Origin of the sequence: Paenarthrobacter sp. NPDC089675, from assembly GCF_044749185.1 — a bacterium.
Classification (GTDB): domain Bacteria; phylum Actinomycetota; class Actinomycetes; order Actinomycetales; family Micrococcaceae; genus Arthrobacter.
The window spans coordinates 167,595-191,835 of the sequence record NZ_JBIVHM010000006.1; the positions used below are offsets into that span (position 1 = coordinate 167,595).

The window sequence follows — 24,241 nt, forward strand, 5'->3', positions numbered from 1 at the left end:
GCTAGCCTAACCGGCTCCAGCGCTTAGTCGTTCCAGTCGAAGAAGCCCTTGCCCGATTTTCGGCCGAGCTCGCCGCGCGCCACTTTGTCGCGCAGTATCTGCGGCGGGGCGAAGCGGTCGCCCAGCGTGGAGTGCAGGTATTCGGCGATCCCCAGACGGACGTCCAACCCCACAATGTCCGTGGTCTTCAGCGGGCCCGTGGGGTGCTTGTAGCCAAGGACCATCGCGGCGTCGATATCCTCGGCGGACGCGACACCCTCCTCCACCATGCGCATCGCTTCCAAGGCAATGGCGACGCCAAGCCTCGAGGACGCAAAGCCGGGAGCGTCATTAACGACGACGGCGGTCTTGCCGAGCGCCTCGGTCCAGCTTTTCGCCGCTTGAGCGAGTTCGGGAGACGTTTCTTTGGCCAGCACCACTTCGATCAGCGTGGAGGCGGGCACCGGGTTGAAGAAGTGCAACCCAACAAAGTTGGCGGGCCTGCGGAGTTCGTTCGCGAGTCCTGTGACTGACAGCGAAGATGTGTTTGAGGCCAGGAACGCGTCCCCGGACAAGTGGTCTTCCACGGCTTTCAGCGCTGCGACCTTGAGATCGAAATCCTCAGGGACTGCTTCCACTACCAGGCCGCAGTGAATGAAGGACTCGTAATCCGTGGAGGTGCTGAAGCGGGACATGGCTTCTTCGGCCGATTCGCTGAGTGTGCCACGAGCTACGGACTTGGCCACGGCTTCTGCCACCCGGCCATGCGCGCCGGCTGCGGCCTCGTGGTCTCTCTCTACAACGATCACGGTGGCGCCCTTGGTCAGGAAGGCGTGTGCGATACCGGCGCCCATCCGGCCCCCGCCCAGGACTCCTACAACGTGCGGAATGGAGGGAACGGCTGTCATTTCTGGGTCCTGTCCTGCGTAGCGTCTGCGTTCTTTTGATCAGCAGATTTCTTGTCTCCAGACTTCTTGTCCAAAAACGCCTGCATACGGTCAAACTTTGCCTGGGATTCGAAGAGTATGCCTTGTGCCAAGGTGTCGATGAGGGGGTGGGCCTCCGCCGGGGCATGGAACACCGATTTGGTGATGCGAACGGCCATCGGATCCTGGCGGCCGATCCGGTCGGCAAGAGCGTGCGCCGCATCCATCAGCTCGGGCGCCTCAACAATGGAGGTGATGAGATTGATGCGGAGCGCTTCTTCGGCCCTCAGGACCGCGCCTGCCAAGAGGATCTCTTTGGCTTTCGGTTCCCCCACCAGTTCCTTGAGGCGCCACGTGGCACCGGCGGCAGCCATGATGCCCAGGCCTGTCTCCGGGTTTCCGATCCGGACGCTTGGCGTGCCGATCCGGAAGTCGGCGGCATAGGCCAGCTCCGCTCCCCCGCCGAGGCAATAACCATCCAGGGCGGCAATGACAGGCATTGGCAGTTTGGCGATGCGGACAAAGATCGTTGAATTTATGCCCTGCAAAGCGTCATCCCGGCGTCGTTCACGCAGCTGCCCGATGTCGGCACCCGAGGCAAACACACCGTCCGTTCCGGCGATGATCAACACTTTCGGGTTGCGCTCCAACTCGGCACACACGGCGTGGAGTTCATCAACCATCGCCTGGTCGATCGCATTGCGGACCTCGGGCCGATTCAAGAGCACAATAAGCCTGTCTTCGCGTTCCTCAATCAGGAGCGCCGTGAAGTCTTCAGGATTCAGTGCCATTACACGCCTTCCAGCAGCATTGCAGTCCCTTGGCCAACACCGATGCACATGGTGGCCAGGCCCAGCTTGGGGCCGGTCGACGAAGCGAGTTCGCGCTCCATACGGCCCAGGAGCGTGATCGCAATCCGTGAGCCGCTGGAACCGAGCGGGTGCCCCAAACTGATGGCGCCGCCGTCATTGTTGACGATGTCCGGGTCCAGCCCAAGGCGACGCATGCTCGCCAGGGACTGTGTGGCGAATGCTTCATTGAGTTCCACGGCTCCGAGCTGGTCAACAGTAAGTCCGGTACGCGCCAGGACCTTCTGCGTGGCAGGAACGGGCCCGATGCCCATGATTTCCGGTTCGCAGCCTGCGGAAGCGCCGTCGATGATCCGGGCGCGGGGCGTCAGGCCGAATTTTTGGATAGCGGATTCGGACGCAACGATGATGGCCGAGGCACCGTCATTGAGGGTGGAAGAGTTGCCAGCCGTCACCACTGAGCCACCGGGGACGACCGGCCGCAGACCCGCCAGGACATCCATGGTGGTTCCCTCGCGTGGGCCTTCGTCAGTGTCCACCACTGTTTCGGACTTCCGTGTTTTGACGGTGACGGGAATGATCTCGTCCTTGAAGCGACCGCCGGCAATGGCCGCCAGGGCGCGCTCATGCGAACGGACGGCGAACGCGTCAGCGTCCTCGCGGGAAATGTTGTCCACACGGCCCACTTCCTCCGCCGTTTCAGGCATGGAGTAGGTCATCTTGCCGTCACGCGAGAGCTCGCCCCTGGTGAAGAGTGGATTAGCGAAGCGCCAGCCGATGGAGGTATCGAAGATCTGGCCAGGCTTGGCGAACGCGGTGGCGGGCTTCTCCTGCACCCACGGCGCCCGGCTCATGGATTCGACGCCGCCGGCCACCACGATGTCCGCAGCACCGGACTTGATCATCTGGCTGGCCATGATGATCGCGCTCAGGCCTGAGGCGCAGAGGCGGTTCACGGTGATTCCGGGGATATGCAGGGGAAGTCCGGCAAGGAGGGTTGCCATGCGGGCGACGTTGCGATTCTCCTCACCGGCGCCGTTCGCATTGCCGAGGATCACCTCGTCAATGGCATCGGGATCGACGCCGGCACGGGCCACGGCTTCGCGGACCACCAATGCTGCGAGGTCGTCAGGACGGACGGAGGACAGTGCGCCACCGTAGCGACCGACCGGCGTACGGGCGCCGCCAACAAGAAAAGCCTCGACCATGAGAACATCCTTCGCGAAAGAGAAAGGGACCGGCATGGAATAATATACCGACCGTTCGTTCTATAAAGATTACACGGCCCAGCGGGACGGTCAACAGATGAAGCTCTCCGCCGGACCGCCCCTCCACCGCCTCAGATCACCCGAATTCCAAGGTGTCCGGCAAGCAAGGGCGCCATCAAGCTCAGCTGGTAATCGTCGATGACCACCCCCGCAAGCCCTGCAAGGCCGTTGATTCCGCGGAATTCCGAGGTCCGCAAGTCCACGTCCTTGAACTTTGCCCCGGTCACATCCAGGGTGCCGATGGTGCAATTCTTCAAAGCCACCCGCGTTCCAGAGCAACCCCCAAGATCGAGCTCGTTGATGATGCAATCCGAGATCTGGACGTCCATGAGCTTTGAGCCCCTGAGGTTCACATAATCCAGTTTCCCGCCGTCGATCCGAACGGAGCGCCAGGTGCCCTCATAAAGTTCGGCCGACCCCCAGCGTGGGTTGGTGATCTCCACGTCCTGCCAGGAGGTGCGCGCAGCCATCAGCACGGGCGCATACGGCTCGGCCAGAACACACTCCCGGAACGTTGCCCCACGGAGTTGAGCCTCGTTGAAGGACACCCCATTGAACTCGCACTCGATGAAATCCGCGCCACTGAGCTCCTCGCCATCGGCGGAAACCCTGGTGAGCCGGACGCCGTCGTACCGTTCGCCGCGCTGGAAATCCGGGGCGTCGTCGTCACGCAGTTCCTCCAACCGCACCGGGGAAATCTTGGGGGCCGCAACCTTCGCTGCCATCAGAGGGCCTCCGCCTTCCTGGAATCCTCCGGAAAATCCGGCAGGCCAGGGCAAAGCTTCCCCAATCCGGCGTTGGTATGCTGCGTCAAAGTGGTGGGTAGTTCCATGCTTCGAGCCTATCGTTGGGCCCTGACAAAAAGCTCCGTCATCCCGCCGGCGGCTTAGTTCCCAGGAGGCGTGTACGTGCAATGCGCCGTCCCGGCGATGCTGTTGCTCTGCTGCTTGGACACGGACTTTCCGTCGACCAGGATTTCACAACCGTAGCTCGGGTTGCCCGCGCTCCAGTCATCGTTGCGCACGTAGAGGCTGAGGCGTCCATCGGATTTGGCCTGGACTGTGTTTGTGGAGTCAGTGGTGGCGTCGAAGGTGCGGTTGCTCGAGCTCTCGTCGCCGCTGGCGGACCAGCTTGAGTCTACTGAGGCCTGGCTGTTCGGGGTCACTTTGAACTCGACGGACACGTCCTTGGAAGTCTTGTCGCTCGTGGAGCTGGAGTACCCCTGGTAGTACGCGCAAGCCGCACTGGCACCTTTACCCTCGCCGCTCTCTTTCGCCACCGATGTGCCATCGATGAGAATCTCGCAGGTGACTTTGGCCGCCGTTATCTCCCGGTCCGTCGAGGTCGCCGAAACCCGCAGTATGTCTTTACCTTGGGCGGTGAATTCTGTCGCGTAGTCCTTGCTGACGGTGACGTCCGAATCTCCGGTCGGTTCAGCCACGCTCACATCGGTGGGCGTGGACGTAGTCACGATGTATTTGACGGAGACCTGCGTGTTCTGGTCCTCGTTGTATTTTTGGAGAGGTCCGAGTCCCGAACTGATCGCCATGTTGCCCAGGATCGCTAAAACGATTATCAGGACCGTTACGACGATGCCGAGCAGACCCAGGCCCTTCCCGGTCCAAGCCATGACCTTGCCGTCAAACTTTTTCACCAGGGACACCGCGCCCAGGACGATGGCGGCGACGCCGGCCACCAGCGCCAGGAAGTTGATCACCGGGATCCAGGCCAAGAGCAGGGACATGATGCCGCAAACCAGCGAGGCAATAGCCACGCCCTTCATGCCCGACGGCGCCGGTGGCAGTTGAGTGTGTGCGGGCAAGCCATGGCCCGGGCCGCTGACGCCTACTCCGCCTTGGACATAACCACCGTACTGCGGTGTACCGCCGTAAACGGCGCCCTCGACCATCTGGCGCTGGGCGTTGAAGGGCTGCTCTCCCGGCTGACGGCCGTCAGCTCCGTGACCGCTCGAGGGGGTGTTGTTTGACAAGGCGTCCTCCGAGTATTAGTCAAATGACTGTAGTAATTGGCGGTCCCCATCCTAACCGTCGTCGAGACCCCTAATCGCGAAGCTCGCGTGACCATCTCAGTGGCCCCACGTCACTAACGGGGGTTTCTGAATTTGGGCGGCGACGGAGTCTCCGTGGGCGGCATTAGCATGGGTGGGGTGAACGAGAAGATCACCATCCAGGTCGACCGGGACAGCGTCAGCATGGGCGACGACATGCGCACCCACAACCGCAAGCTGGAGGTCGAACACGGCACCACGCTGGACGCACTCATCGTCCTCACCGCACCGGACATTCACGTGCCGGGCTGGGCCTGGGTCGCGCTGGTTGAAGGTCGGCCGCGCGCGGTCTGGTCCTTCGACCACGGCGTGATGCTGCTTGGCGAGGATTCCGAGATCGTCAGCAACGGCGACGCCATGCAGGTCCATTTCCGCTACGTTCCCGGGACGGATCCGCACTGGCTTCGCGAACGACTGCCCGACGGAGCTGTGGTGGACTGGGAGGCCCTCGAGGCCGAGTACCGGCCTCTGCGTCGCGCGGCATGGGAGCAGGAACAGCGGCGCCTCGAGGCCGAGGATCCCCGTCGTCTTCTCACCCCTGAGTGCGTTGCGGCGATTCATTCCCTCGGGGGCCAGGGCGATCTGCACAACGCCCGGATGTACCGCTTCACGCTCTTCGGGACCACCTGGTCCATTCAGTTTTCGAACACCATGTTTCTGGTGTACCGCGGCGGGGGAGGAAGAGGACCGATCGCCTCCCTGAGACCGGCGCCGTTGGCCGAAAGCTGGCTCGTCGCGGCGGTCGCGGCGGAAAGCCGGGGCCAGCACGGGCTTCCACCGATTCCGGTGGTGCCCGCCCATCCGGGTCCGGCACTGACCGTCGAGACCGACCCTTCCGGGACGCCTCTGCGGTGGACAACGCCCCAGGGTGCTGTGCATGCGACGTTCGAAGATGCGATGTCCGCGGCCTGCTACCCTCTCGCCGTCGGACGATCGGTTCCCGAGGTGCTGGCCGCAATGGATCCAGGGCCGCAGGCCAGCGGTAAGTCAGATGCGCATGGAGGCGATAACCCCGGCATCATCGAGCGATCAGACTCGGCAGGTGTTTGCCTCGTGACCCCTTCGGACAGCAACGACCATCATCGGAAGCGACGCCGTCTCCGGGCCCGCGCAACCGGCGGTGGCCTGATCGCGTCCGTGCTGGTCGTCTTCGGTTGCGTTCTGCTTTTTACACTGGTCCGGACGGCGCCGGGTCTCGCCCCGCTTGGCATCACCGACTTGGCGCTCGGCCTATGCGCGTTGCTGATCAGCGCGCTTGCTTTCAGTGCGGGTCGACGGAAGCCGGTCACTCCCCAGTCAACCGGCGCCCTGAACCTGATACGCGTGGTGACCTATGCGGTCGCCGTCGGAGGCATGATTGCAACGATTGCGGGCGGCCTGGCGATCGTCCCTGCAATCGGCATGGCGCTGCTTGGACTGTTGACTGCTTTCGTCGTGGATCTCCTCGCCGTAGGCATCCTCCGCGACATCCGGCAACAGGGGGCGTGAGTCAATAACCAGCGCCTACACGAATAGTCTTCACGTCTCCGCTTGAACCAGAAGGAGAGCCGCACCCATGGCAACCATCGACTTGAGCACGCCAAGCCAGGCCGCAGGGGGATCGTCCGCGCTGAGGGGTTACCTCGCCGAGCCCAAAGGAGAGGGGCCTTTCCCGGCGGTGGTGATGATCCACGAAGCCTTCGGGCTGGATGATGTGATGCGTCGCAACGCAGACCGCCTGGCGACGGCCGGCTACTTGACCCTCGCGGTTGACCTCTATAGCGACGGCGGTCCCAGACACTGCCTCGTCGCAACCATGCGCGCCATGCTTTCGGGCACAGGGCGGGCGTTCACAGACATCGCCACCGCCAAGGAGTGGCTCCGGAAAGATGAGAGGTGCACGGGAAAGGTCGGGGTCATCGGGTTCTGCATGGGCGGCGCTTTCGCGCTGCTTTCAGCCAATGACGGCTTTGATGCGGCTTCCGTCAATTACGGCCAACTTCCGCGGGACCTGCACGGCGCCCTCGAAGGCGCCTGTCCCGTCGTCGCCAACTACGGCACCAAGGACCGGACCTTGCCGGGCGCGGCGGCCAAGTTGGAACATGCCCTCTCCGAGCTCGGCATCGAGCACGACGTCAAGGAATTCCCGACGGCGGGCCACGCCTTCATGAACGACGCGCCGGTTGGCCCCAAGCCACTCCGACCGCTGATGCGGGTCATGGGGATCAAGCCGGATCCCGCGGCGGCCCCGGAAGCATGGCACAGGATCGAAGAGCATTTCGCCAAGCACCTTCGCGGCCGCTGATGCAAAACGGCGGGCGCCCCCAGGGTGACGTCATCACCGGAAGGAGGCACCCGCCGTCGAGCGTTATAAGCCTTAGCTGAACAGCTCGCTCTTGGGCTCGTTGTTCTTGACCTTCTGCCAGCCTAGCCACAGAACCAGGGCGAAGAACGGGATGGTCGCCAGGGTCCACAGACCCAGGAGGAACACGTCGCCGGTGGCCTTGTCAGTCATGGTGTCGAAACCGATCAGCACGGTGATGGCCAGCAAAGCCACCAGGCCGAGCCAACTGGTCCACGGTGAGCCGGGCATCGGCAGGGAGGACACGGCCCCCTTCTTCTTCCGCAGCGCGATCTGGCTCGCGAAGATCGAGCCCCACGTGAAGATCACGCCGATGGACGCGGTGTTCAGGGCGAGGTCGAAGGCGTGCGAGCCGCCAAGCCAGATGTTCAGGAGAATGCCCACCAGGTAGACGCCGCCGATGGCCAGGATGGCTGCATAGGGCACGTGGCGGCTGGACATCTTGGTGAGCCACTGCGGGGCGTGCCCATTGTTGGCCATGGTGCGGAAGATACGGCCGATCGAGTACAGGCCGGAGTTGCAGGAGGAGAGCGCAGCAGTGATGACGATCATGTTCATCACATCACCCATCCAGCCCAGGCCCATCTGCCCGAACACGGTGACGAACGGGGAAGTACCCGCCTTGTACTGGTCGGACGGGAGCAACATGGCCAGGAGGGACACGGAACCGACGTAGAAAACAACAATGCGGATCACGACGGCGCGGATCGCCTTGGGCACTTCGCGTTCCGGGTTCTGCATCTCACCTGCGGTGATGCCGACGAGTTCGATGGCGTTGTAGGCGAAGATGACTGCATTGAGGACCAGGATCATCACGAGGCCGCCCTTGGGGAACATGCCGCCTTCGTCGTGGAAGAGGTTGCCCACGGATGCGTGGCCGGCACCCACCTGGGCGTTAGTGACCACCATGAAGGTGCCCACGGCCAGGAAGATCACGATTGCGGCGACCTTCAGGCAGGAAGCCCAGAATTCGAACTCACCGAATGCCTTGACGCTGAACAGGTTCACGGCCACCAGCAGCACCAGCGCTGCGATGGCGGACAGTTCAACGGGAACATTCGGGAAGAAGAACTGGAAGTACAGGCCGATCGCGATCAGCTCGGCGATGCCCGTCATGGCCCAGTTGATGAAGTACATCCAACCGGAGAGGTAGGCGCCCTTCTTGCCGAACATTTCACCCGCGTAGCTCACGAAGGAGCCCGAGGTCTGCCGGTACATGATGAGTTCGCCCAGGGCGCGCATCAGCAGGTAAGCGATGACGCCGGCAATGGCGTAGGAGAAAATCAGGGCCGGGCCCGTGGAGGCCAAACGGCCACCTGCGCCCATGAACAGGCCGACGCCGATCGCGCCGCCCATTGCAATCATGGTCACGTGGCGGCGGCTCAGGGTCTTCTGGTAACCCTCGGCGCTGAGGGAGGAACCGACGGCGGTGGTTGAAGCCGTCTGGTTCTTGAGGTCTGTGGAGGTACTTTGCGGCACAGCTGTTCCTTGTGGGTCGGGGTGTTGCTGTTGTGGTTGCGCCGGTGCCGGAGCACGGACGACTTTGGCACACAAAATTCGGGCTATTCCGGTTTTAGGAGTCCGCTGTGTGATCCAGGCCGCAGAACGCCGAACGTTCGCGCAACCCGTCTATCTTACGGCATGTGACGCGGCACCCGTGACGCAGGCAACAAAGCTTGCTGTCAAAGCATCATGCGGCCATTTTCCATGCGACGGCGCAGCCAGTGGCCGCCACCGAGGCGGGGATGCGGCCGGAAGAGGGGCTGCTGTCAGGACTCCATCGGTCCGGGTGGCGAAGATAGGCTGGTCGCATGGGCACCATATCGACTCGTAACAGGCTTTACCGGTTCAACGCCCTTGATGCTGCGGCCGTCGCCGCCTACGTGGGTTTCACGTTGTACTTCAGCCTCGCCGGCGATTCCGTGGAACGGTTGATGCTGCAGCTCTTTCCCGAGCCGGCCACTGCGTCCTACGCGGTAAATGCAGTCTTCTACGCAACCGTGGGTGTCTTCGCTGCTGCTTCGGCCTGGCGCGTGGTTGGCCGTGATTTCAGGATCCTTGCCACCCGGCCTTGGTTCACGCTGGGCATGGTGCCCTTGGCCGTGGTGGTCATGCTCATCATCACGGCGATCTTTGTCGGGGTGATCGGTGGCGTGCAGAACTCCGAAAACCAGTTGGGAATCCAGGGCCTGCTGCAGCATGTGCCGGCGTGGTTGATGGTCCCGTTGCTGGTGGTCCTTGGGCCATTCGTGGAGGAGTACCTGTTCCGGCACCTGCTGATCGGCAAGTTGTCGCAATATGTGAACATTTGGATCTGTTGCCTGGTGTCGGTTGTGGTGTTCGCTTCAATCCACACCGTTGGCCGGGAAGGGCTGGCGCTGTCCGCACTTGCCCCGTATCTGGGGATGGGCGTGGTGTTGGTTGGCGTGTATGTGTGGACGGGCAAGAACCTGATGTTCTCCTACTTCGTGCATGCGGCGAAGAATTTGTTGGCCGTGGTCCTCATCTATGCGATCCCTGCCGAGCTCCTCCCCAACTAAACCCAACGGGGAACCCGGACGGAAAGTGACCGCATCCCACTACCCGACCACCCGCCCGGGGGCCTAGCGTAAGCAGCATGACACTCAATATCCAGGTAGTAGTGGACTGCAAGAAGCCCCACGAATTGGCGGACTGGTGGGCCGAAACCCTCGAGTGGACGGTGGAACCCCAGGACGAGTCGTTCATCCGATCCATGATCGAGCAGGGCTATGCCTCGGAGGACCAGACCATCACGCACAAAGGCAAACTTGTCTGGGCCGAGGGCTGCGCGATTGTTCCGGCCGAGGACAAGGACGCAAAGCACGGCCGGCGCATCCTCTTCCAGACCGACCCGAATCTCAAGACCGTGAAGAACCGCGTTCACTGGGACGTCCGCCTGGATGGCCGGGACAAGGACGTAGTCCGCAAAGAACTCGAAGCGCGCGGGGCCACACACCTGTGGACCGCCAACCAAGGACCGCACGAGTGGCACACCATGGCCGACCCCGAAGGCAACGAGTTCTGCATCAGCTAAGGCAATTACTAGACTCGGACTGTGAACAACGATCTTCCTGCCAAGGTTTCCGACGTCTTTGACCCCTCACGCTGGCGCACCGTTTCCGGCTTCGACGACTTCAAGGACATGACGTACCACCGGCAGGTCGAGCGTTCAGCCGACGGCGTGGTCAAGGATCTCCCCACGGTCCGGATCGCCTTCAACAGGCCCGAGGTTCGCAATGCGTTCCGCCCGGGGACAGTGGACGAGCTGTACCGTGCCATGGACCACGCCCGCATGACCCCGGACGTTGCCACGGTCCTGCTCACGGGCAACGGGCCCTCTCCCAAGGACGGCGGGCACTCATTCTGCTCGGGCGGGGACCAGCGGATCCGTGGCCGCGACGGCTACCGCTACGCGGAAGGCGATACCCAGGAGACGATCGACCCCGCCCGCGCCGGCCGCCTCCACATCCTGGAAGTCCAGCGATTGATGCGGACCATGCCCAAGGTGGTCATCGCCGTCGTGAATGGCTGGGCAGCAGGCGGCGGCCACTCGCTCCATGTGGTCAGCGACCTCACCATCGCTTCGCGTGAACACGGCAAGTTCAAGCAGACGGACGCCACAGTGGGAAGTTTCGACGCCGGATACGGCTCAGCGCTGCTGGCCCGCCAGATCGGGCAGAAAGCCGCGCGGGAGATCTTCTTCCTTGCCCGCGAATATTCCGCAGAGGACATGGTCCGCATGGGCGCAGTCAACGAAGCCGTGGACCACGAACGCCTGGAAGAAGTCGCCCTCGAGTACGCCGCGGACATTGCGCGCCAATCACCCCAGGCCATCCGCATGCTCAAATTCGCCTTCAACCTGGCCGATGACGGGCTCGCCGGGCAGCAGGTCTTCGCCGGGGAGGCCACACGCCTTGCGTACATGACGGACGAAGCCGTGGAGGGCAAGGAAGCCTTCCTCCAGAAGCGCGATCCCGACTGGTCCAACTTCCCCTACTACTTCTAGGACCCGTCGTGGACATCGATCCGATTCTTAAAGCACTCGCTGCCGCCCTCCACGGCGAGGGTCCCGCCGTCGAACTCGTCACTGACCCAAACGGCCGCCCGAGCGCCGTCCCGGTGGAAACCAGCGTGGAGGATGCTGCGGTGGTTGTCCGCACTTCCGGGTCCACCGGAGCTCCGAAGGCCACGGTCCTCACCGTCGATGCCCTTGCAGCCTCTTCCATGGGGACGGCGGTTGCGCTGCGCGGCGAAGGCCAATGGCTCCTGGCCCTGCCTCTCCAGTACGTTGCCGGCATCCAGGTGCTGGTGCGTTCCCTGTACGCCGGAACGCGCCCGTGGGCCATGGACCTGTCCGGCGGATTCACGCCTGAGGCCTTTACGGAAGCCGCGCAGGAACTGACGGATAAGATCCGCTTCACGTCCCTGGTACCCACCCAGTTACAGCGGCTCCTGGACTCCCCCGCCCCGGAAACCCTGGCTGCGCTGCGCCGGTTCAACGCGATCCTGTTGGGCGGCGCCCCGGCGTCGCCTGAGTTGCTCGCCAGCGCGCAGGCTGAAGGCCTGAAGGTGGTCACCACCTACGGCTCAGCCGAGACGTGCGGCGGCTGCGTGTACGACGGCGAGCCGCTGGACGGCGTCGAAGTCCGCCTTGGCGAAGGTGAGCTGGAGGGCCGGATCCTGCTGGGCGGCGCGACCGTCGCCGCCGGCTACCTGGACGCTCCCCCTGCATCCAACGCGGCCTTCTTCGAAGAGGACGGCACCCGCTGGTACGTCACCGGCGACCTCGGCGAACTGTCCGGGGAAGGCAAGCTCACCGTCCTGGGACGGGCCGACGACGTCATCATCACCGGCGGCGTCAAAGCCTCCGCCGCGTACATCCAAAGCAAGCTTGAAGAGCTCGACGGCGTCAGGGCAGCTTTCGTGGCTGGTGTTCCGTCCCGCGAGTGGGGCCAGGCCGTGGCGGCGTACGTAGCCATGGACGACCCCACACCTGAGGGCATCAAGGGATTCACCGCGAGGCGCGAGGCTGCCCTGGGCCTGCTGGCCCCGAAGACCGTGCTTGCAGCCGGCGAACTGATCATGCTCCCGAACGGAAAACCGGACAGGCTGGCCATGATCGAACAACTGGACGCACTTCATCAGGGACAATAGACAAGTTCTTCACTGACGACTCTGACTCAAGTTCAATGCGAAACACACGAGGTACTGCACGTGGCGACAGCTGCACAATGGATTCAAGGGGCCCGGCTCCGAACACTGCCCGCGGCGATTGCGCCGGTCCTGATCGGCTCCGCAGCGGCATTCGAACTCCATGCTTTCCGGCTGCCCAATGCCATCCTTGCGGCGCTGGTGGCCCTCCTGCTGCAAGTGGGCGTGAACTACGCCAACGACTACTCCGACGGCATCCGCGGCACGGATGAGGACCGCGTCGGGCCGCTTCGCCTGGTGGGTTCGGGCGTCGCCAAGCCCGAGCAAGTGAAATGGGCCGCGTTCGGGCTGTTCGGTCTGGCCATGATCTGTGGCCTCATCCTGGTGATCATCACGCAGGCCTGGTGGCTGATCCTGGTGGGAATCGGCTGTGTCCTGGCCGCCTGGGGATATACGGGAGGAAAGAACCCTTACGGCTATCTGGGCCTCGGCGACGTCTTCGTGTTCGTATTCTTCGGCCTCGTGGCCACGCTGGGAACCACCTACACGCAAGCCGGCCAGGTAAGCCTGCCAGCCGTCATCGGCGCGATCGGCACCGGGCTCATTGCCTGCGCCCTGCTCATGGCCAACAACGTCCGGGACATTCCCACGGACACCGCCGCCGGCAAGCGTACGTTGGCGGTACGGCTGGGCGACCGCCACGCCCGGGAGAGCTACGTCCTGATGCTCGGCGTGGCCATCCTGCTGGTCATCGTCCTGGCACCCACCAAGCCGTGGATGCTGATTGTGCTCCTGCTGATCCCGGCCTGCCTCATGCCGGCGTGGCTCATGGTCAACGGCAAGAAGCGCAAGAGCCTCATTCCGGTGCTCAAGCAGACCGGCCTGATCAACCTCGGCTACAGCGTGCTGTTCTCGCTCGGACTGATCCTGACCCGCATCTGATCGCTAGAGGGAACCCGGGCGCTTGTCGTTGTTGATGGCAACGTCCGGGTTCTGCTCAACCAGGGTGTCCTCGGCGTCGGCATCCTCCACCTCACCCGCTGAGCGGATGGGCTTCGCGCGGCCCGAGAAGCGCTCCCGCATGGCCCCGGTTGCAGCGTCGCGCTGCTTCTGGAAGAACAGGTAGCTGATGGCAAAGGCAATCAGCCCGGCAAAGATCACTGCCAGGACCACTCCCGTCCCCAAAAACAGGAAAAGCACGAACAAAGGCACGAACAGCGCCAAACGGATCAGGGAATACTTCAGGAAAGCCACCATCCAAGTTTAGCCGCCCGGATGGTTGCACTCTGATCACACCCCCAAGAAGGCATCCAGCGAAGACCGTTGGGCGACTAGACTTGGTGCATGCTCCGCGTTGTTGGCGTCGTCGTCGTCCTGGTTGTCTTCGTGTACGCCCTCATCGATGTGATACGTACGGACGGCAGCGCAACCCGCGGCATCTCCAAGCCGGCCTGGATCATCGTGATGCTGGTCCTGCCCGTACTCGGGGCCCTCCTCTGGTTCATCTTTGGCCGCCCATACGGCAAACCGAGTTCCCAGCCGGCCCGCCGCTACCCCACAGCCCCGGACGACGATCCGGAGTTCCTGCGCAACCTTGAGGCACGCCGGCGGAACCAGGCCGAGGAAGAACGGCTCAAGAAACTCAAGTCCGAACTTGAAGCCAAGGAACGCAAGCTCAAGGACTCCCAGGGCAAGGACGCCGGCACCGGCAGGAAAGCGCCCGGGTTCAACGCAGGCGAAGCCAAGCGCGGCGAGCCGGACCCACACGATACCGACGAGCTGAAGTAGGCGCCATGGCCCAGCAAGCTGATGAATCACGCTCCCTCCAGGAAAGCACCGGGAAGCCACTCAGCGGGCCACCACAAAGCACTCCAGCACCACCACGCCCGGGCGTCTCCTTCGCCACGCCCCCACCCATCGCTGCTGTAGTCCGGCCGCCCGCACCTGCCCGGCTGGCGCGGGCTTTCTGGGTGGTCAGCTTCATGGCCGGGCTGGCCGTGATCATGACTGATTTCCTGGGCCGCAACGCCCATTTCGAACGGCTCAAAGGCGTTGTTAGCGGATTGGTCCAGGATGGTGACGCGAAGGCAATCGACGGGGCCACCGCCGTCGTGTTCCTGGGCAGCCTCGGCCTGCTCGCGGTGGTCACCGCCATGGAAGCGGCTTTCCTGGCCATCGTCTTCAAACGCCGTCCGTGGGCCCGCTGGGTCCTGGCACCCGTGGTTCTGCTGCACGCGGTGGTAACCGTTGTCATCGCGGATTTCCTCATCGCGCCCGGAGCCGACGGCATCCTGGTGATCGTGCTGCTGGCCGCCCAGTACATCCTCGCAGCCGCAGGCCTGCTCCTGCTCTTCCTGCCGTCGGCCTCGGCATGGCTTTGGAGCGAACGGCGGGCCGCGCCTGAACCGCAGTCCTTCCAGCGCACCTAACGGGATGCGGGGATGGCCGCGAGCATCCCTTCACAACTACGGATCACTACCCGGCAGGCATCAAGGGACGAAGGGTCTGTGAGGGGGTTTTCCGCGATGATGCGCCAGCGGTCAAGCCCGGCACGAGCCGCTTCGTTGATCGCTTCCCCGGACGGATCCGGGGGCAAGCCAAGCCTCATGGCAGGTGCCGTGCCACGCCCGCCCACCAACCGTTCCGCCTCGGTCGCCAACTCGGGACCAAGCACCACGCCACCGGTACGCAGTTGGGCCAGGAGTTTCAGTTCACGGAACTCGTGCGCTCCCGACTGCAGGCGTTCCATGGCCGTCGCCAGCGGCGTCGCGGCATGGTGCCCGGCGTTTTGCAACAGCGCTTCGAGGCCCACGACGGCGGCGCGCGCCTTGAGTGCATCCGCGCGTGTCTGGAACAGCGCAGAAATTGTTTGGAGCAGTTGGCCCAGCCCGCTCCGTCTGGCGAGCTCGTGGGCCAGGGCCGTGGGATCGTCAAGGCCTCCGCGGATGAGTGCAACTCCCAGCCGGATCCCGAACAGTCCAAAACGGTTGACCAGGGACGCCCGGGATTCCGGGTCGATCCCGGCAGGTTCGACGGCCCGGACGAATCGGTCGGCGGACAGCAGGGTCCTCTCCCGTTCAGGGCGTTCCATTCCTGCGAGCAGTCCCATCGCGCGGTACTCGGCCTGGCGCATGGTTCGTGCGCTTTGCGCGAGCAAACCCGCCACAGGGACCACTCCCAAGGCCAGGGGTTTCAAGTTTTCATCACGGCTGTAGCGGTCAGCGATCACCGCGGCGGAGATCAACGAATCAATCCGCCCGGCACCGATCTCATCAGCCCTGGACAGGACCGCGAGCGCATTGACGGTACCGGAGCCCCCGGCGGCCTTGTCCTTGAAAGACTCGAGGAAATTTACATCCGAGGCGTGCAGGTGGCGCATGAGGTAGATGACGGCGTCGGCGGCGGAAGGCGCATTCTCAGGGAGCAGGAAGGCTGTCGAACGGCCGGACACGTCCTGCGAGAGCGAGGCGATTCCCGGAGTGTCGATCAAGGTGAGTTCCTGCAATCCCGGTGCGGGCCAGTCAACTACCAAGCGCTCTACGTCCTCGGGTTCGCTCCCACCGAGGGAAAAGACCAATCGACCGTCTTCACGGGTGACAGGTAGCGCCCGCGGATCGCCAAGCTTGGGTATGAGCGTCACGCGTGGGGTGGTCCCGAACCGGTACCACGTGACGATCCTGGTGCACTCCCCCGCGTCGGTGGGGGCAATTTCTTCCCCGATGATGGCGTTGAGGAGAGTGGATTTGCCGGCTTTGACCATGCCTGCCACGGCAATCCTCAGGGGTCCCGAGAGCCTGGCTTCCAGTTCGGACAGAATCGCGGTCGCAGCAGGGTCGTTCCGGAATACTTCCTTGGCTGTTTGGAACAGGGCAGCGGTTTCTTCGATAAGCCCGGCACCCGGAGGCTCCGCCCCGTTCATCCGGCCCGCACCGCTGCAGCCCGTGGCCGGGGACCTTCGTCTGCAGGTTGCGTTGCCGGCGGCTGTTGCAGAACGACGGCGGCCTGGTTCAAGGCGTCCACTTTCTTCAGCCGGGCCCGGATTTCCCTGATCCGCAGATCGCGTTCCACCGCATAGCCAGCAGCGGCCTTTTGGGCAGCGGCCACGGAATCCGTGAGCGAACGGTGATGTTCGTCGGCCAAGTCCGTGAAGTGGTCCCGCGTGGCACGTTGAACCAGCCGCAGACGGTCCTTGAGCTGCTTGCCTACCTGGAACACGACGTCGTCAACCTGCTTCCGCACCAACGCTTTGGCCTCGGCCTGCCGGCGTTTAAGGCGTGCTTCCTTCTCTTCCCGGTACGCTTTCCGCCCCAATAGCAGCCCGGCGCCCACGGACAGCGGGTTGATCAAGGCCAAACCGAAGATTCCAGTGAGGAGACCAAACATCAGCACTCCACCGTAGGAGCCCCGCATCCCTATCAGCACCTTTTGGACGGGTGCCATCCGACCGTCCTCCAAGGTGGGCATGTCGCCGACGGGATCCAGGACGCCTCCGCTGTCAGCCACCTGCATGAGCGGAAGGGCAACTTCGTCCTGGGAAAAGTGTTCGGCAACCCTCCCGGCAAGCCATTGGGCCCGTTCACTCGTCCAGACGAAAGTGTCCGAGATCGCAGCCGCCGCGCTTTGTTCCAGCCACTTGGAGAACTGTTCCCAGGCAGGACCGGGATCTCCCTGGTCGATCGCCGCCTCGGCCTCGCGCTGGATCCGGCGGAGCCGGTCGCGGAGATCGTATTCCATGTCCGCTATGAGGTCCCCGATGCCGTCGTTCAGGGTGGTCTGCCAGCGGGCGGAGCGTTTCCTGAGCGCGTCGGCCTCCTGTTTTGCCGATTGCAGTTCGGCAATCATGTGCGGCGTGCCCTCGGGGTTTTCCAGCGCGGCCAGTTCTGCCTGCAGGGACAGCCGGAGGTGCTCAGTCACGGAGAGGAGGTCCTGGGATACCGATCGCCGCTGGATTGCCGCGGCCTTTCCGACGATGTTGTCCCGCAGGTAGCTGATCAGTTCCGGAAAACCCGATTCCTCGTTCAACTCCTGGTCGTGCAGGAGTGCGGCCTGCAGGCGGAGTTCGGAGGAGACCGGAAGCAACGGAATGCCGGGCCCGACGTCGGCCAAGTGCTGCCGGTCAAGTCCGGCCACCTGCCGCCAGCTTGGATACAGATCGGTTTTGGAGAGGACGCAAAGAACATTCGGGCAGACCCTCATGGCCTGCCGGAGGAAACGCATTTCAGGTTCGGTGTACTCCTGTGAGGCATCAGAGACGAACACCACCGCATGGGCGGACGGCAGCGCGGTGAGGGTGGTGAGCGTGTGGGTTGAACCGAGGCCGCCCACGCCCGGCGAATCGACGATCGAGAGGCCTCCACTCAGGAGTCGCCGGGGAAGGGACACTTCAGCTGCGGCGAGGTTCCTGGCATTTCCGGGATTCCCCGCCTCCGACACATAAGCCGCCAGCTCATCAAGGTTGATTTCCCGGCGCTCCAGTTGGGGATCACCGGTCGACAGTTCGGCCGCGGGATCCTGTCCGGCCTCCTTGGGGACCAGGACCACAGCCGAGGCAGGGTCGCCGTGCTTTACCACCGTGGGTACGGACGTTGCGATGTCATCATCTACCGGACAGACCGGAGCGTTGACCAACGCGTTGATGAGTTGGCTCTTGCCCTGTTTGAATTCCCCCACCACGATCACGCGGACACTCGGATCAAGCAAACGACGCCGGCTCTGTTCCAGCCGCCGTCGGAGGTCGCTCCGCTCACCCGCCCCGACCAGTTCGATGCCCTGGTCAATCAGGGCGGCCAGTCGTTCTGATTCCGTCACAGCTGCTCCTTTGCTTCCGCGCCCGTACCTACCGGCAAAAGCGCCCGGCAGGTGGTTTCCCGCCTGCCGGGCACTGCCGGGAACTGATTGGAATTGCTAGTGGGCCGGGTCGTAACCGTGGTCCGGTGCCGGAGCGAGGTCCAAATCGACATCGTTGTCGGCCACCACCACGGAGTGTTCGGCGTCGATGTCGGTGTAGTCAACGTTGAGTTCGTTGTCCTCGACGTTGATGGAGTTGTCATTGTTCGAGTCGTGGACCGAATTGTCCGTCAGCGTGTTGCCGTTGAGCGAGTCGTTCACGGAGTTATCCGTCAACGTATTGCCGTTGAACGAATCGTTCACCGAGTTGTCCGTCGCCGAGTTGTCGGTGTTGAAGGAATCCTCGATCTTGACGTCGATATCGGCGTCCACGTCCACGTCCGTGGAGTTGTCGTTGTACGAGTCCGACGTGGTGGTGGTGTTGCCCGAATGGTTGCCGTTGAAGGAATCGGAGACATTCGTCGAGTTGTCCGAGTTGTCGCTGTTGTCGGTCACCGAATTGTCGTTGTACGAATCGTTCGTCGAGTGGTCGGAGTTGTCAGTGTTGAACGAATCCCTGACGTCCACGTCAACATCGACATCCGTATTGTAGGAGTCCTTCGTGACCGAGTGGTCCGAGTTGTCGTTGAAGGAGTCCCTGACGTCGATGTCGGTGTTGCCCACGTTAACGTCGCCGTCTCCCTGGGAAATGATGTTCAGCGAGTGGTCGTCGGAGTTGTCGTTGTTCGTAGTGGTCGTGGTGGTCGTGGTGGTGTTGCCCGAGTCGCGGACATCGTCGCCGGCGGCGATGGCACCGTCACCCGAAGCGATCACTGCTTCCTGGTTGAAGACCTGGCTGACATCCCCGTTGGCCCAGATGTTCTGGTTCACGGATTGGTCGTTGATCGTGTCGCGGTCGTCGATGATGGTGGTGTAGGAGTAGTTGTTCACCACGTGGATGAGCTGCTGGACAGCGTGGGCGTGATCGTCCCAGTCGCCACCGCCACCACCGCCGTGCCCATGATCGTCGTCGTGATCATCATCGCCATGGCCATCCCAGCCACCGCCGCCGTGACCATGATCGTCGTCGTGATCATCATCGCCGTGACCATCCCAACCACCACCGCCATGCCCGTGATCGTCGTCGTGATCATCATCGCCGTGACCATCCCAACCACCACCGCCATGCCCGTGATCGTCGTCGTGATCATCCCAGCCGCCGGTGTTGCCGCTGCCGCCGCCGGGAGCGTGATGAACGCCGCCGCCGGTGGTCGCGTGGTTGCCACCGGTGTTGTATTCGCGATCGAACGACGAGCGGGCGTTGATCGGGGCGTAGTCGAGAACCACGGGACGGACTGCGTCCACGTCGGCTGAGGAAACGTTGTGCAGTCCCGCGGCTGCCAGGGCAGCTTCCGGATCGCGGACAAAGTCTTCGGCGGCCTCTGGATTGTTGAACAGGCTCATCAGGAACTGCACGAGCTGTTGTGCGAGTGTTGGCATTGGAACGCTCCCTCAAATTGTGTGTTGGTGGGGAAAACGCCCGGCGCCGTTGCCGGGCTTGTTTCCAAACTATGGCTGGGGGAAGGGACCGGGCATCGGGTTCCGTCCCCCTACCCGCTGCCCCGCCGTTAGGGGATCCATCGGGATTCCGTTAGGGGGTGGGGGTGTTACTCCCTTGGCGGCGTCGCCTCCCCTAAGGCCAGCCTGAGACGGACCAGCAGGTCGGAGCGGTTTTCCGCCCCCAAGCGTCGACGCATCCGGGCAACATGGTGTTCGGCAGTGCGCGGCGAGATGTAGATTGCCTCCCCGATTTCCCGGTAGGTCCTGCCTTCGAGGACCAGCCGTGCCACTTCCTCTTCCCGGGCGCTGAGGCCCGACGGCGCGGCAACCGTCGAGGCGGCCGACCCCGCCCGCGTCAGGGGTGCTTCAGGTCGGTTGCCCGTAGCCGGGGCAGCGACCTGGGGATGGATATCGCGCGCACAAGCCAGCAACTTCACCATGTCCCGGCGCTCATCCACCCGGGCAGCAGCGTGGCCTGCCAGGCGGGCACCTTCCCAGGGCATACCCACTGCTGCCAATCCGCGGGCAGCAGCCTCGACGTCGTGCGCGTCAAAACGGCCGGCCAGCACCGAAACCCAGGCCTTTCCGGCCCCGGCAAGCATGGCTGCATAACGACTGTGCGCAGCGGCGCGGACCAGCGCTGCGGCATGGGGGGCCAGGTCTTCCGGGCTTTCGGCGAGCAATGCGGCCTCGACTGCCGCCCAGTGCAACGGCACGGACCAAAGGACCGGGTTGCCCAGCCGCTCCAGGAGCTCCCACGCGCCCTGCATGTCATGCGCAACCCGGGCTGTTTCCCGCAGGCGCGCCGCGGTGATCAGCAATTCACCCCACGGCAAGAGGCTGTATAAATCCACAGAGACGTGCATCATCGCCTCACGGGCACGATCCCAGGCGAGGACCAGTTCATGGACTTCCCCGCCTCGGCGTGCCAGACCCACATCAAGGACTGAAAGCAGGAACTCATCCCGGGGCGTGAGCTTCCAGGGGTTCGCCTTGAGGGCTTCGTTGATGGACAGTCGCGCGTCGTCCGCATTGTCCTGTTGCATGGCACACCACGCCTGGAGCAGGAAGAGCCGTGGCCTGGCGGAGTCGCCTCCTTGGCCGGCCGCCAAAGCTGCCTTCAGGACACTGTGGGCCACTGCCGGTTCTCCGCCATGCAGTGCACACAGGGCCGCGAGCACTGCCGGAACCTCCGGCATGGGAAGGGCAGCCCCTGCCGCGTTCATCATGTCCGACGCCCGGATCAAGTACGGCAGCCCGAGTTCCGGTTGTTCGCCCAACGTCCGCAGCAGACCATCCCGGGCCTGGGAAAGAGCCACTGACAACAGGGTGGGTGATCCGGAAGAATGCGCCGCAGCCAGCAGCGCCTTCGCTCCGGCAACATCCCCCGTGCCGATCATCGCCAAGGCGGCCAGCGGAGCGGAGTTCCCGGTTCGTTCCGGGCCAATCCAGGCATAGGTATCGGCACTCCTGGCCAGCATTCCACGGTGGGCCCATACCGCAGCCGCCACATCAACGGCCAGGTTCGCGTTGTTCGGATCGGGCAACGCCAGCAGCCTGTCCACGAGCCGTCCCGCGGCGTCCAGCTCGCCGGTAGCCAGCAGGGCGTGTGCCCGCTTGGCCGCGTTCGGCAATTCGGAAGCGCCGGCCATGATTGACTCGGCATACAAGGCTGCGGCGAGTCCCGGATCCGTGGCTAACGCCGTGTCCGCTGCCTGCTCAAGTTCGGCTGCAACACGGGGGTCCTCCAGGCCCTCGCGCGCCAGTTCCCGGGCCAAATCACCCAGCCCTTGGCCACCTGCCACCAGTTTGTCCACCAGCTGCCTCCGCAGTGCCTGGACCACTGGAGCCGGTGTGGTGTTGAGCAGCGCATGGCGGGCAGTTCCCACCAAGGAGCCATCCGGCATGAGCAGCCCGGCCTGTGTGGCGGCGTCGATGATCTGCGGCAGGTCCTCCCGGGCGGCCAGCCTGTCCGGGAGTGGGGCCGGCACCATGAATCCTGCTGCCAGGGCAAGGAGGAGTTCCCTGACCGCCAGCGTGCTCGCGGACAGGCCGTGCCCTCCCTCCGGCACCTCCTCTCCGTGGGAGTGCTTGCCTGGGTAGTCTTCTGCGGAATGGTCTTGTTCCCGCATCCCCTACACCACCGCTGCCGGGGCGGGTTCCTGGCTCGGGGTGGTTTCCGTGGGAGGTGGTGCCGGAGCCGGCTCAGTCACGGGATCCGACGGTACTGGTGCCGGGTCCTGTGTGGCGGGAGGCGGAGGCGCCTGCGTGGTTGGCTGCGGCGCCGGGGTGACCGGATCAGGAACAGTGGCGGGCGGCGGATCTGCCGGCGTCGTGGGGGTTACCACCGGCGGTGTTGTGGGTTGAACCACGGGCGGCGGGGTGGAAGGATCGGGCGTCGGCCCGCTGGCCGCCCCTCCCGGGGTGGTTGGCAGTGGAGTGGATGCGCCGGGGTTGGACGTGCCGGGGTTGGACGTGCCGGGGTTCGATGCACCGGGCGCTGTGCTCCCGGGCAGCGGCGCACCCGGAGCAACACTGCCCGTGCCGGGTACCGCCGCAGAGCCTGAGCCGCCCGCAGGTTGGCTTCCTTTCCTTCCGCTTGGGCCGGTTCCGGTGGACGTTCGGGACGTTCCCGTGCGGGCACTGGCGTCAAGGCCCGCGTCCGGCTGGCCGCCAGCTGCAACTGACCCGGCAGCTCCGTCGCCTGCGCCGCCTGCCGGTCCAGCGGGCTGGCCTCCGCCGTCGCGCATTACATCGGTTGCCTGGGAGGCGAAGATGGACAAAAGGTCCTTGCCGTCGGGACTTTGGGCCGCCGTCGCCGTCACCATGGTCAGCACGGTTGCAGCGGCCGCGGCCGCCGCGGTCATCCGGACGCGCGTTCGCGGAGCATGCCGCCCTGGCTGCGCACCGTGGCTGCCCGCCGCTGCTGTTCTGAGCGCCCCCGCTCTGAGCGCAGACAGTGCCGAAGGGCGATGTACGACGCCGGCCCGCGCCAGAGCACCTTGAGTCGCCACGCCTGCCGCACGGCCAACAGTGGGGGTGGCAACAGTCTGGTCGGCTTTATCGGGTACCGGCAACACGGCGGGAAGCGCGGATACGGCCGCGCCCAGGCAGATGGAGGACTTTGGGTCCGCATCCACGGCTATGGGGCGGCCAAGTTCGGCGGAAATGAGTTCGGCAACCAAGGGTATCCGGGAAGAGCCTCCGATGAGCAGCACGGCGCTCAGGTCTCCAGGTTCAAGCTCCACGCTTTGCAGACTGCGTTCCAGCGCGTCCAGGGTTTCCCGCACATGGTGCTCAATCAAAGACTCGAACTCGGCACGGACCAGCCTGATGGATTGTTGGGTACCCGGAAGGGAAACCGAAATGCTGGCCTCGCTGTCCAAGGAGAGCGCTTCCTTGGCTTCGCGGCATTCGCGGCGCAACCTGGACAAAGCAGCAAGGGTAACGGGGTCCGCGGGGTCGAGGCCGGTCAGGGCCTCGCCGAGGTGGGATGCCAAATAACGCAAAACGGCGGCGTCGAAATCGGCGCCGCCTAGTGTTTCCAGTCCGTCCGGATGGCCCAGCAGTTCAAAGTTGCCGGCACCGGCCTTGCGGAGAATCGCAGTATCGAACGTTCCGCCGCCGAGGTCGTAGACCGCAATGGTGCTGCCGTCCTCCACCTTGGTTTGTGAAACGTAATGGAGGGCGGCCGCTTCCGGTTCGCTGATCAGGCTCACTGCAGCCAGGCCCGCTAAGTTCAGCGCAGCCAGGACCGTCGAGGTCCGGTGCCGGCCCCACGCGGCCGGGTAGGTCAGGACAATCGAGGTTGCCGGGCTTCCTTCACGTTCCGCGGCCTTGTCCGCCACCCATGCCGCCATGGCAGCGAAGACGTCTTCCGGCGCAAGCCATCCATCCCCAACGGCAAGTGGCACGGAATCGCCGATCCGGCGCTTGAATTCCCGCACGACGCGCTTAGGATCGTCCAGGCCGCGTCGTTCCGCGGCCTCCCCCACCAGGACCCTGCCGTTGTCCGCGTAGTAGAGCACGGAAGGCACAGCGCTTCCATGGAGTCCAAGGGGGAGGATTTCAGGGGCAGTGGCTGGTTCCTGGCCGTACCTGAGCACGGCTGCAGCGGTGAAACTTGTCCCGACGTCAATGGCGAGAACATAGCTCATGGTTACCTCGAAGTGAACACGGCATGGCGCAAGCGGACTTCATCACAAGCGGGTTCAAAACAAGGTAGCACTTGCTTTTGGCGGGCGACAGCTAAATTTTTGGGCCCTCACCGGGCTTGCTCCAGGAAATACTCG

The 24,241-nt window shown here is 64.0% G+C and carries 22 protein-coding genes and 1 pseudogene; 10 read left to right on the forward strand and 13 right to left on the reverse strand.

Annotated features, from left to right (window positions below):
- Positions 1–23: 23 nt before the first annotated feature.
- The 5 genes from ACIPY2_RS14505 to ACIPY2_RS14525 form a co-directional block, all read right to left on the reverse strand.
- Entirely contained in the window at positions 24–887 is an 864-nt protein-coding gene (locus tag ACIPY2_RS14505; RefSeq protein ID WP_400267093.1) for a 3-hydroxyacyl-CoA dehydrogenase family protein, read from the reverse strand.
- The gene (locus ACIPY2_RS14510) at positions 884–1,696 is read right to left on the reverse strand and encodes an enoyl-CoA hydratase/isomerase family protein (protein WP_400267094.1); all 813 of its coding nucleotides are present in this window, start codon (positions 1,694–1,696) and stop codon (positions 884–886) included. Before ACIPY2_RS14510 ends, ACIPY2_RS14505 begins: the two co-directional genes overlap by 4 nt.
- A complete protein-coding gene (locus tag ACIPY2_RS14515; protein ID WP_400267095.1) occupies positions 1,696–2,922 on the reverse strand; it encodes a thiolase family protein in 1,227 nt (408 codons plus the stop codon). Before ACIPY2_RS14515 ends, ACIPY2_RS14510 begins: the two co-directional genes overlap by 1 nt.
- Before the next feature lie 131 nt (positions 2,923–3,053).
- On the reverse strand, positions 3,054–3,710 hold the full coding sequence (locus tag ACIPY2_RS14520) for a pentapeptide repeat-containing protein (protein WP_400267215.1): 657 nt from the start codon (positions 3,708–3,710) through the stop codon (positions 3,054–3,056).
- Between the two features lie 158 nt (positions 3,711–3,868).
- Positions 3,869–4,972, reverse strand: coding sequence for a DUF4190 domain-containing protein (locus ACIPY2_RS14525; RefSeq protein WP_400267096.1), 1,104 nt, complete (start codon positions 4,970–4,972; stop codon positions 3,869–3,871).
- A 177-nt stretch (positions 4,973–5,149) separates the two neighbouring features.
- Between ACIPY2_RS14525 and ACIPY2_RS14530 the strand changes: the two genes are divergently transcribed.
- Both ACIPY2_RS14530 and ACIPY2_RS14535 read left to right on the forward strand, forming a co-directional pair.
- Entirely contained in the window at positions 5,150–6,538 is a 1,389-nt protein-coding gene (locus ACIPY2_RS14530; RefSeq protein WP_400267097.1) for a hypothetical protein, read from the forward strand.
- A 67-nt stretch (positions 6,539–6,605) separates the two neighbouring features.
- The gene (locus tag ACIPY2_RS14535) at positions 6,606–7,334 is read left to right on the forward strand and encodes a dienelactone hydrolase family protein (protein WP_400267098.1); all 729 of its coding nucleotides are present in this window, start codon (positions 6,606–6,608) and stop codon (positions 7,332–7,334) included.
- Between the two features lie 72 nt (positions 7,335–7,406).
- Here ACIPY2_RS14535 and ACIPY2_RS14540 read toward each other — a convergent pair whose 3' ends face one another.
- Positions 7,407–8,870, reverse strand: a complete 1,464-nt coding sequence (locus tag ACIPY2_RS14540) for an amino acid permease (RefSeq protein ID WP_400267099.1) — start codon at positions 8,868–8,870, stop codon at positions 7,407–7,409.
- Positions 8,871–9,202: 332 nt separating this feature from the next.
- Here ACIPY2_RS14540 and ACIPY2_RS14545 point away from each other — a divergent pair, with 332 nt between their 5' ends.
- The 5 genes from ACIPY2_RS14545 to ACIPY2_RS14565 all read left to right on the forward strand — a co-directional run bounded on the left by ACIPY2_RS14545 (position 9,203) and on the right by ACIPY2_RS14565 (position 13,505).
- Positions 9,203–9,931, forward strand: a complete 729-nt coding sequence (locus ACIPY2_RS14545) for a lysostaphin resistance A-like protein (protein WP_400267100.1) — start codon at positions 9,203–9,205, stop codon at positions 9,929–9,931.
- 77 nt (positions 9,932–10,008) lie between these two features.
- Positions 10,009–10,446, forward strand: coding sequence for a VOC family protein (locus tag ACIPY2_RS14550; RefSeq protein WP_400267101.1), 438 nt, complete (start codon positions 10,009–10,011; stop codon positions 10,444–10,446).
- 21 nt (positions 10,447–10,467) lie between these two features.
- A complete protein-coding gene (locus ACIPY2_RS14555) occupies positions 10,468–11,418 on the forward strand; it encodes a 1,4-dihydroxy-2-naphthoyl-CoA synthase (protein ID WP_400267102.1) in 951 nt (316 codons plus the stop codon).
- Between the two features lie 8 nt (positions 11,419–11,426).
- Entirely contained in the window at positions 11,427–12,566 is a 1,140-nt protein-coding gene (locus ACIPY2_RS14560; RefSeq protein WP_400267103.1) for an AMP-binding protein, read from the forward strand.
- A 60-nt stretch (positions 12,567–12,626) separates the two neighbouring features.
- Complete coding sequence (locus ACIPY2_RS14565) at positions 12,627–13,505, forward strand: 1,4-dihydroxy-2-naphthoate polyprenyltransferase (protein WP_400267104.1); 879 nt, start codon at positions 12,627–12,629, stop codon at positions 13,503–13,505.
- A 3-nt stretch (positions 13,506–13,508) separates the two neighbouring features.
- Here ACIPY2_RS14565 and ACIPY2_RS14570 read toward each other — a convergent pair whose 3' ends face one another.
- Entirely contained in the window at positions 13,509–13,820 is a 312-nt protein-coding gene (locus ACIPY2_RS14570; protein ID WP_400267105.1) for a DUF4229 domain-containing protein, read from the reverse strand.
- Between the two features lie 87 nt (positions 13,821–13,907).
- On the opposite strand from ACIPY2_RS14570, the gene ACIPY2_RS14575 reads away from it, so the two are divergent.
- Positions 13,908–14,351 carry a PLD nuclease N-terminal domain-containing protein gene (locus ACIPY2_RS14575; RefSeq protein WP_400267106.1) on the forward strand — a complete coding sequence of 148 codons (444 nt, stop codon included), beginning with the start codon at positions 13,908–13,910 and terminating at the stop codon, positions 14,349–14,351.
- A 5-nt stretch (positions 14,352–14,356) separates the two neighbouring features.
- Positions 14,357–14,992, forward strand: a complete 636-nt coding sequence (locus tag ACIPY2_RS14580) for a hypothetical protein (protein WP_400267107.1) — start codon at positions 14,357–14,359, stop codon at positions 14,990–14,992.
- On the opposite strand, the gene ACIPY2_RS14585 is transcribed toward ACIPY2_RS14580, so the two are convergent.
- From ACIPY2_RS14585 to ACIPY2_RS14595, 3 genes are all read right to left on the reverse strand, one after another.
- Positions 14,989–16,482 (reverse strand): dynamin family protein, encoded by a 1,494-nt coding sequence (locus ACIPY2_RS14585; RefSeq protein ID WP_400267108.1) that lies wholly within the window; start codon positions 16,480–16,482, stop codon positions 14,989–14,991. The genes ACIPY2_RS14580 and ACIPY2_RS14585 overlap by 4 nt on opposite strands.
- Positions 16,479–18,371, reverse strand: a complete 1,893-nt coding sequence (locus ACIPY2_RS14590; RefSeq protein ID WP_400267109.1) for a dynamin family protein — start codon at positions 18,369–18,371, stop codon at positions 16,479–16,481. The genes ACIPY2_RS14585 and ACIPY2_RS14590 overlap by 4 nt, the downstream gene beginning before the upstream one ends.
- 96 nt (positions 18,372–18,467) lie before the next feature.
- Entirely contained in the window at positions 18,468–19,343 is an 876-nt protein-coding gene (locus tag ACIPY2_RS14595) for a hypothetical protein (protein ID WP_400267220.1), read from the reverse strand.
- Here ACIPY2_RS14595 and ACIPY2_RS14600 point away from each other — a divergent pair, their 5' ends adjacent.
- Entirely contained in the window at positions 19,344–19,763 is a 420-nt protein-coding gene (locus ACIPY2_RS14600; protein ID WP_400267221.1) for a hypothetical protein, read from the forward strand. It abuts the gene before it with no gap.
- Between the two features lie 21 nt (positions 19,764–19,784).
- Here ACIPY2_RS14600 and ACIPY2_RS14605 read toward each other — a convergent pair.
- From ACIPY2_RS14605 to ACIPY2_RS14615, 3 genes and pseudogenes are all read right to left on the reverse strand, one after another.
- Positions 19,785–19,889 (reverse strand): annotated as a pseudogene (locus ACIPY2_RS14605) (IniB N-terminal domain-containing protein); the annotation flags it as partial.
- 167 nt (positions 19,890–20,056) lie between these two features.
- The gene (locus ACIPY2_RS14610) at positions 20,057–22,081 is read right to left on the reverse strand and encodes a LuxR C-terminal-related transcriptional regulator (RefSeq protein ID WP_400267110.1); all 2,025 of its coding nucleotides are present in this window, start codon (positions 22,079–22,081) and stop codon (positions 20,057–20,059) included.
- A gap of 3 nt (positions 22,082–22,084) precedes the next feature.
- Entirely contained in the window at positions 22,085–24,106 is a 2,022-nt protein-coding gene (locus ACIPY2_RS14615; RefSeq protein ID WP_400267111.1) for an Hsp70 family protein, read from the reverse strand.
- Between the last annotated feature and the right edge of the window lie 135 nt (positions 24,107–24,241).

What these genes read in the sequence shown, in the direction of transcription:
- ACIPY2_RS14615 (WP_400267111.1), bottom strand. Translation starts at nt 24,106, where the DNA reads ATGAGCTATGTTCTCGCCATTGACGTCGGGACAAGTTTCACCGCTGCA.
- ACIPY2_RS14610 (WP_400267110.1), bottom strand. Translation starts at nt 22,081, where the DNA reads ATGCGGGAACAAGACCATTCCGCAGAAGACTACCCAGGCAAGCACTCC.
- ACIPY2_RS14510 (WP_400267094.1), bottom strand. Translation starts at nt 1,696, where the DNA reads ATGGCACTGAATCCTGAAGACTTCACGGCGCTCCTGATTGAGGAACGC.
- ACIPY2_RS14585 (WP_400267108.1), bottom strand. Translation starts at nt 16,482, where the DNA reads ATGAACGGGGCGGAGCCTCCGGGTGCCGGGCTTATCGAAGAAACCGCT.
- ACIPY2_RS14570 (WP_400267105.1), bottom strand. Translation starts at nt 13,820, where the DNA reads ATGGTGGCTTTCCTGAAGTATTCCCTGATCCGTTTGGCGCTGTTCGTG.
- ACIPY2_RS14505 (WP_400267093.1), bottom strand. Translation starts at nt 887, where the DNA reads ATGACAGCCGTTCCCTCCATTCCGCACGTTGTAGGAGTCCTGGGCGGG.
- ACIPY2_RS14545 (WP_400267100.1), top strand. Translation starts at nt 9,203, where the DNA reads ATGGGCACCATATCGACTCGTAACAGGCTTTACCGGTTCAACGCCCTT.
- ACIPY2_RS14580 (WP_400267107.1), top strand. Translation starts at nt 14,357, where the DNA reads ATGGCCCAGCAAGCTGATGAATCACGCTCCCTCCAGGAAAGCACCGGG.
- ACIPY2_RS14535 (WP_400267098.1), top strand. Translation starts at nt 6,606, where the DNA reads ATGGCAACCATCGACTTGAGCACGCCAAGCCAGGCCGCAGGGGGATCG.
- ACIPY2_RS14515 (WP_400267095.1), bottom strand. Translation starts at nt 2,922, where the DNA reads ATGGTCGAGGCTTTTCTTGTTGGCGGCGCCCGTACGCCGGTCGGTCGC.
- ACIPY2_RS14575 (WP_400267106.1), top strand. Translation starts at nt 13,908, where the DNA reads ATGCTCCGCGTTGTTGGCGTCGTCGTCGTCCTGGTTGTCTTCGTGTAC.
- ACIPY2_RS14550 (WP_400267101.1), top strand. Translation starts at nt 10,009, where the DNA reads ATGACACTCAATATCCAGGTAGTAGTGGACTGCAAGAAGCCCCACGAA.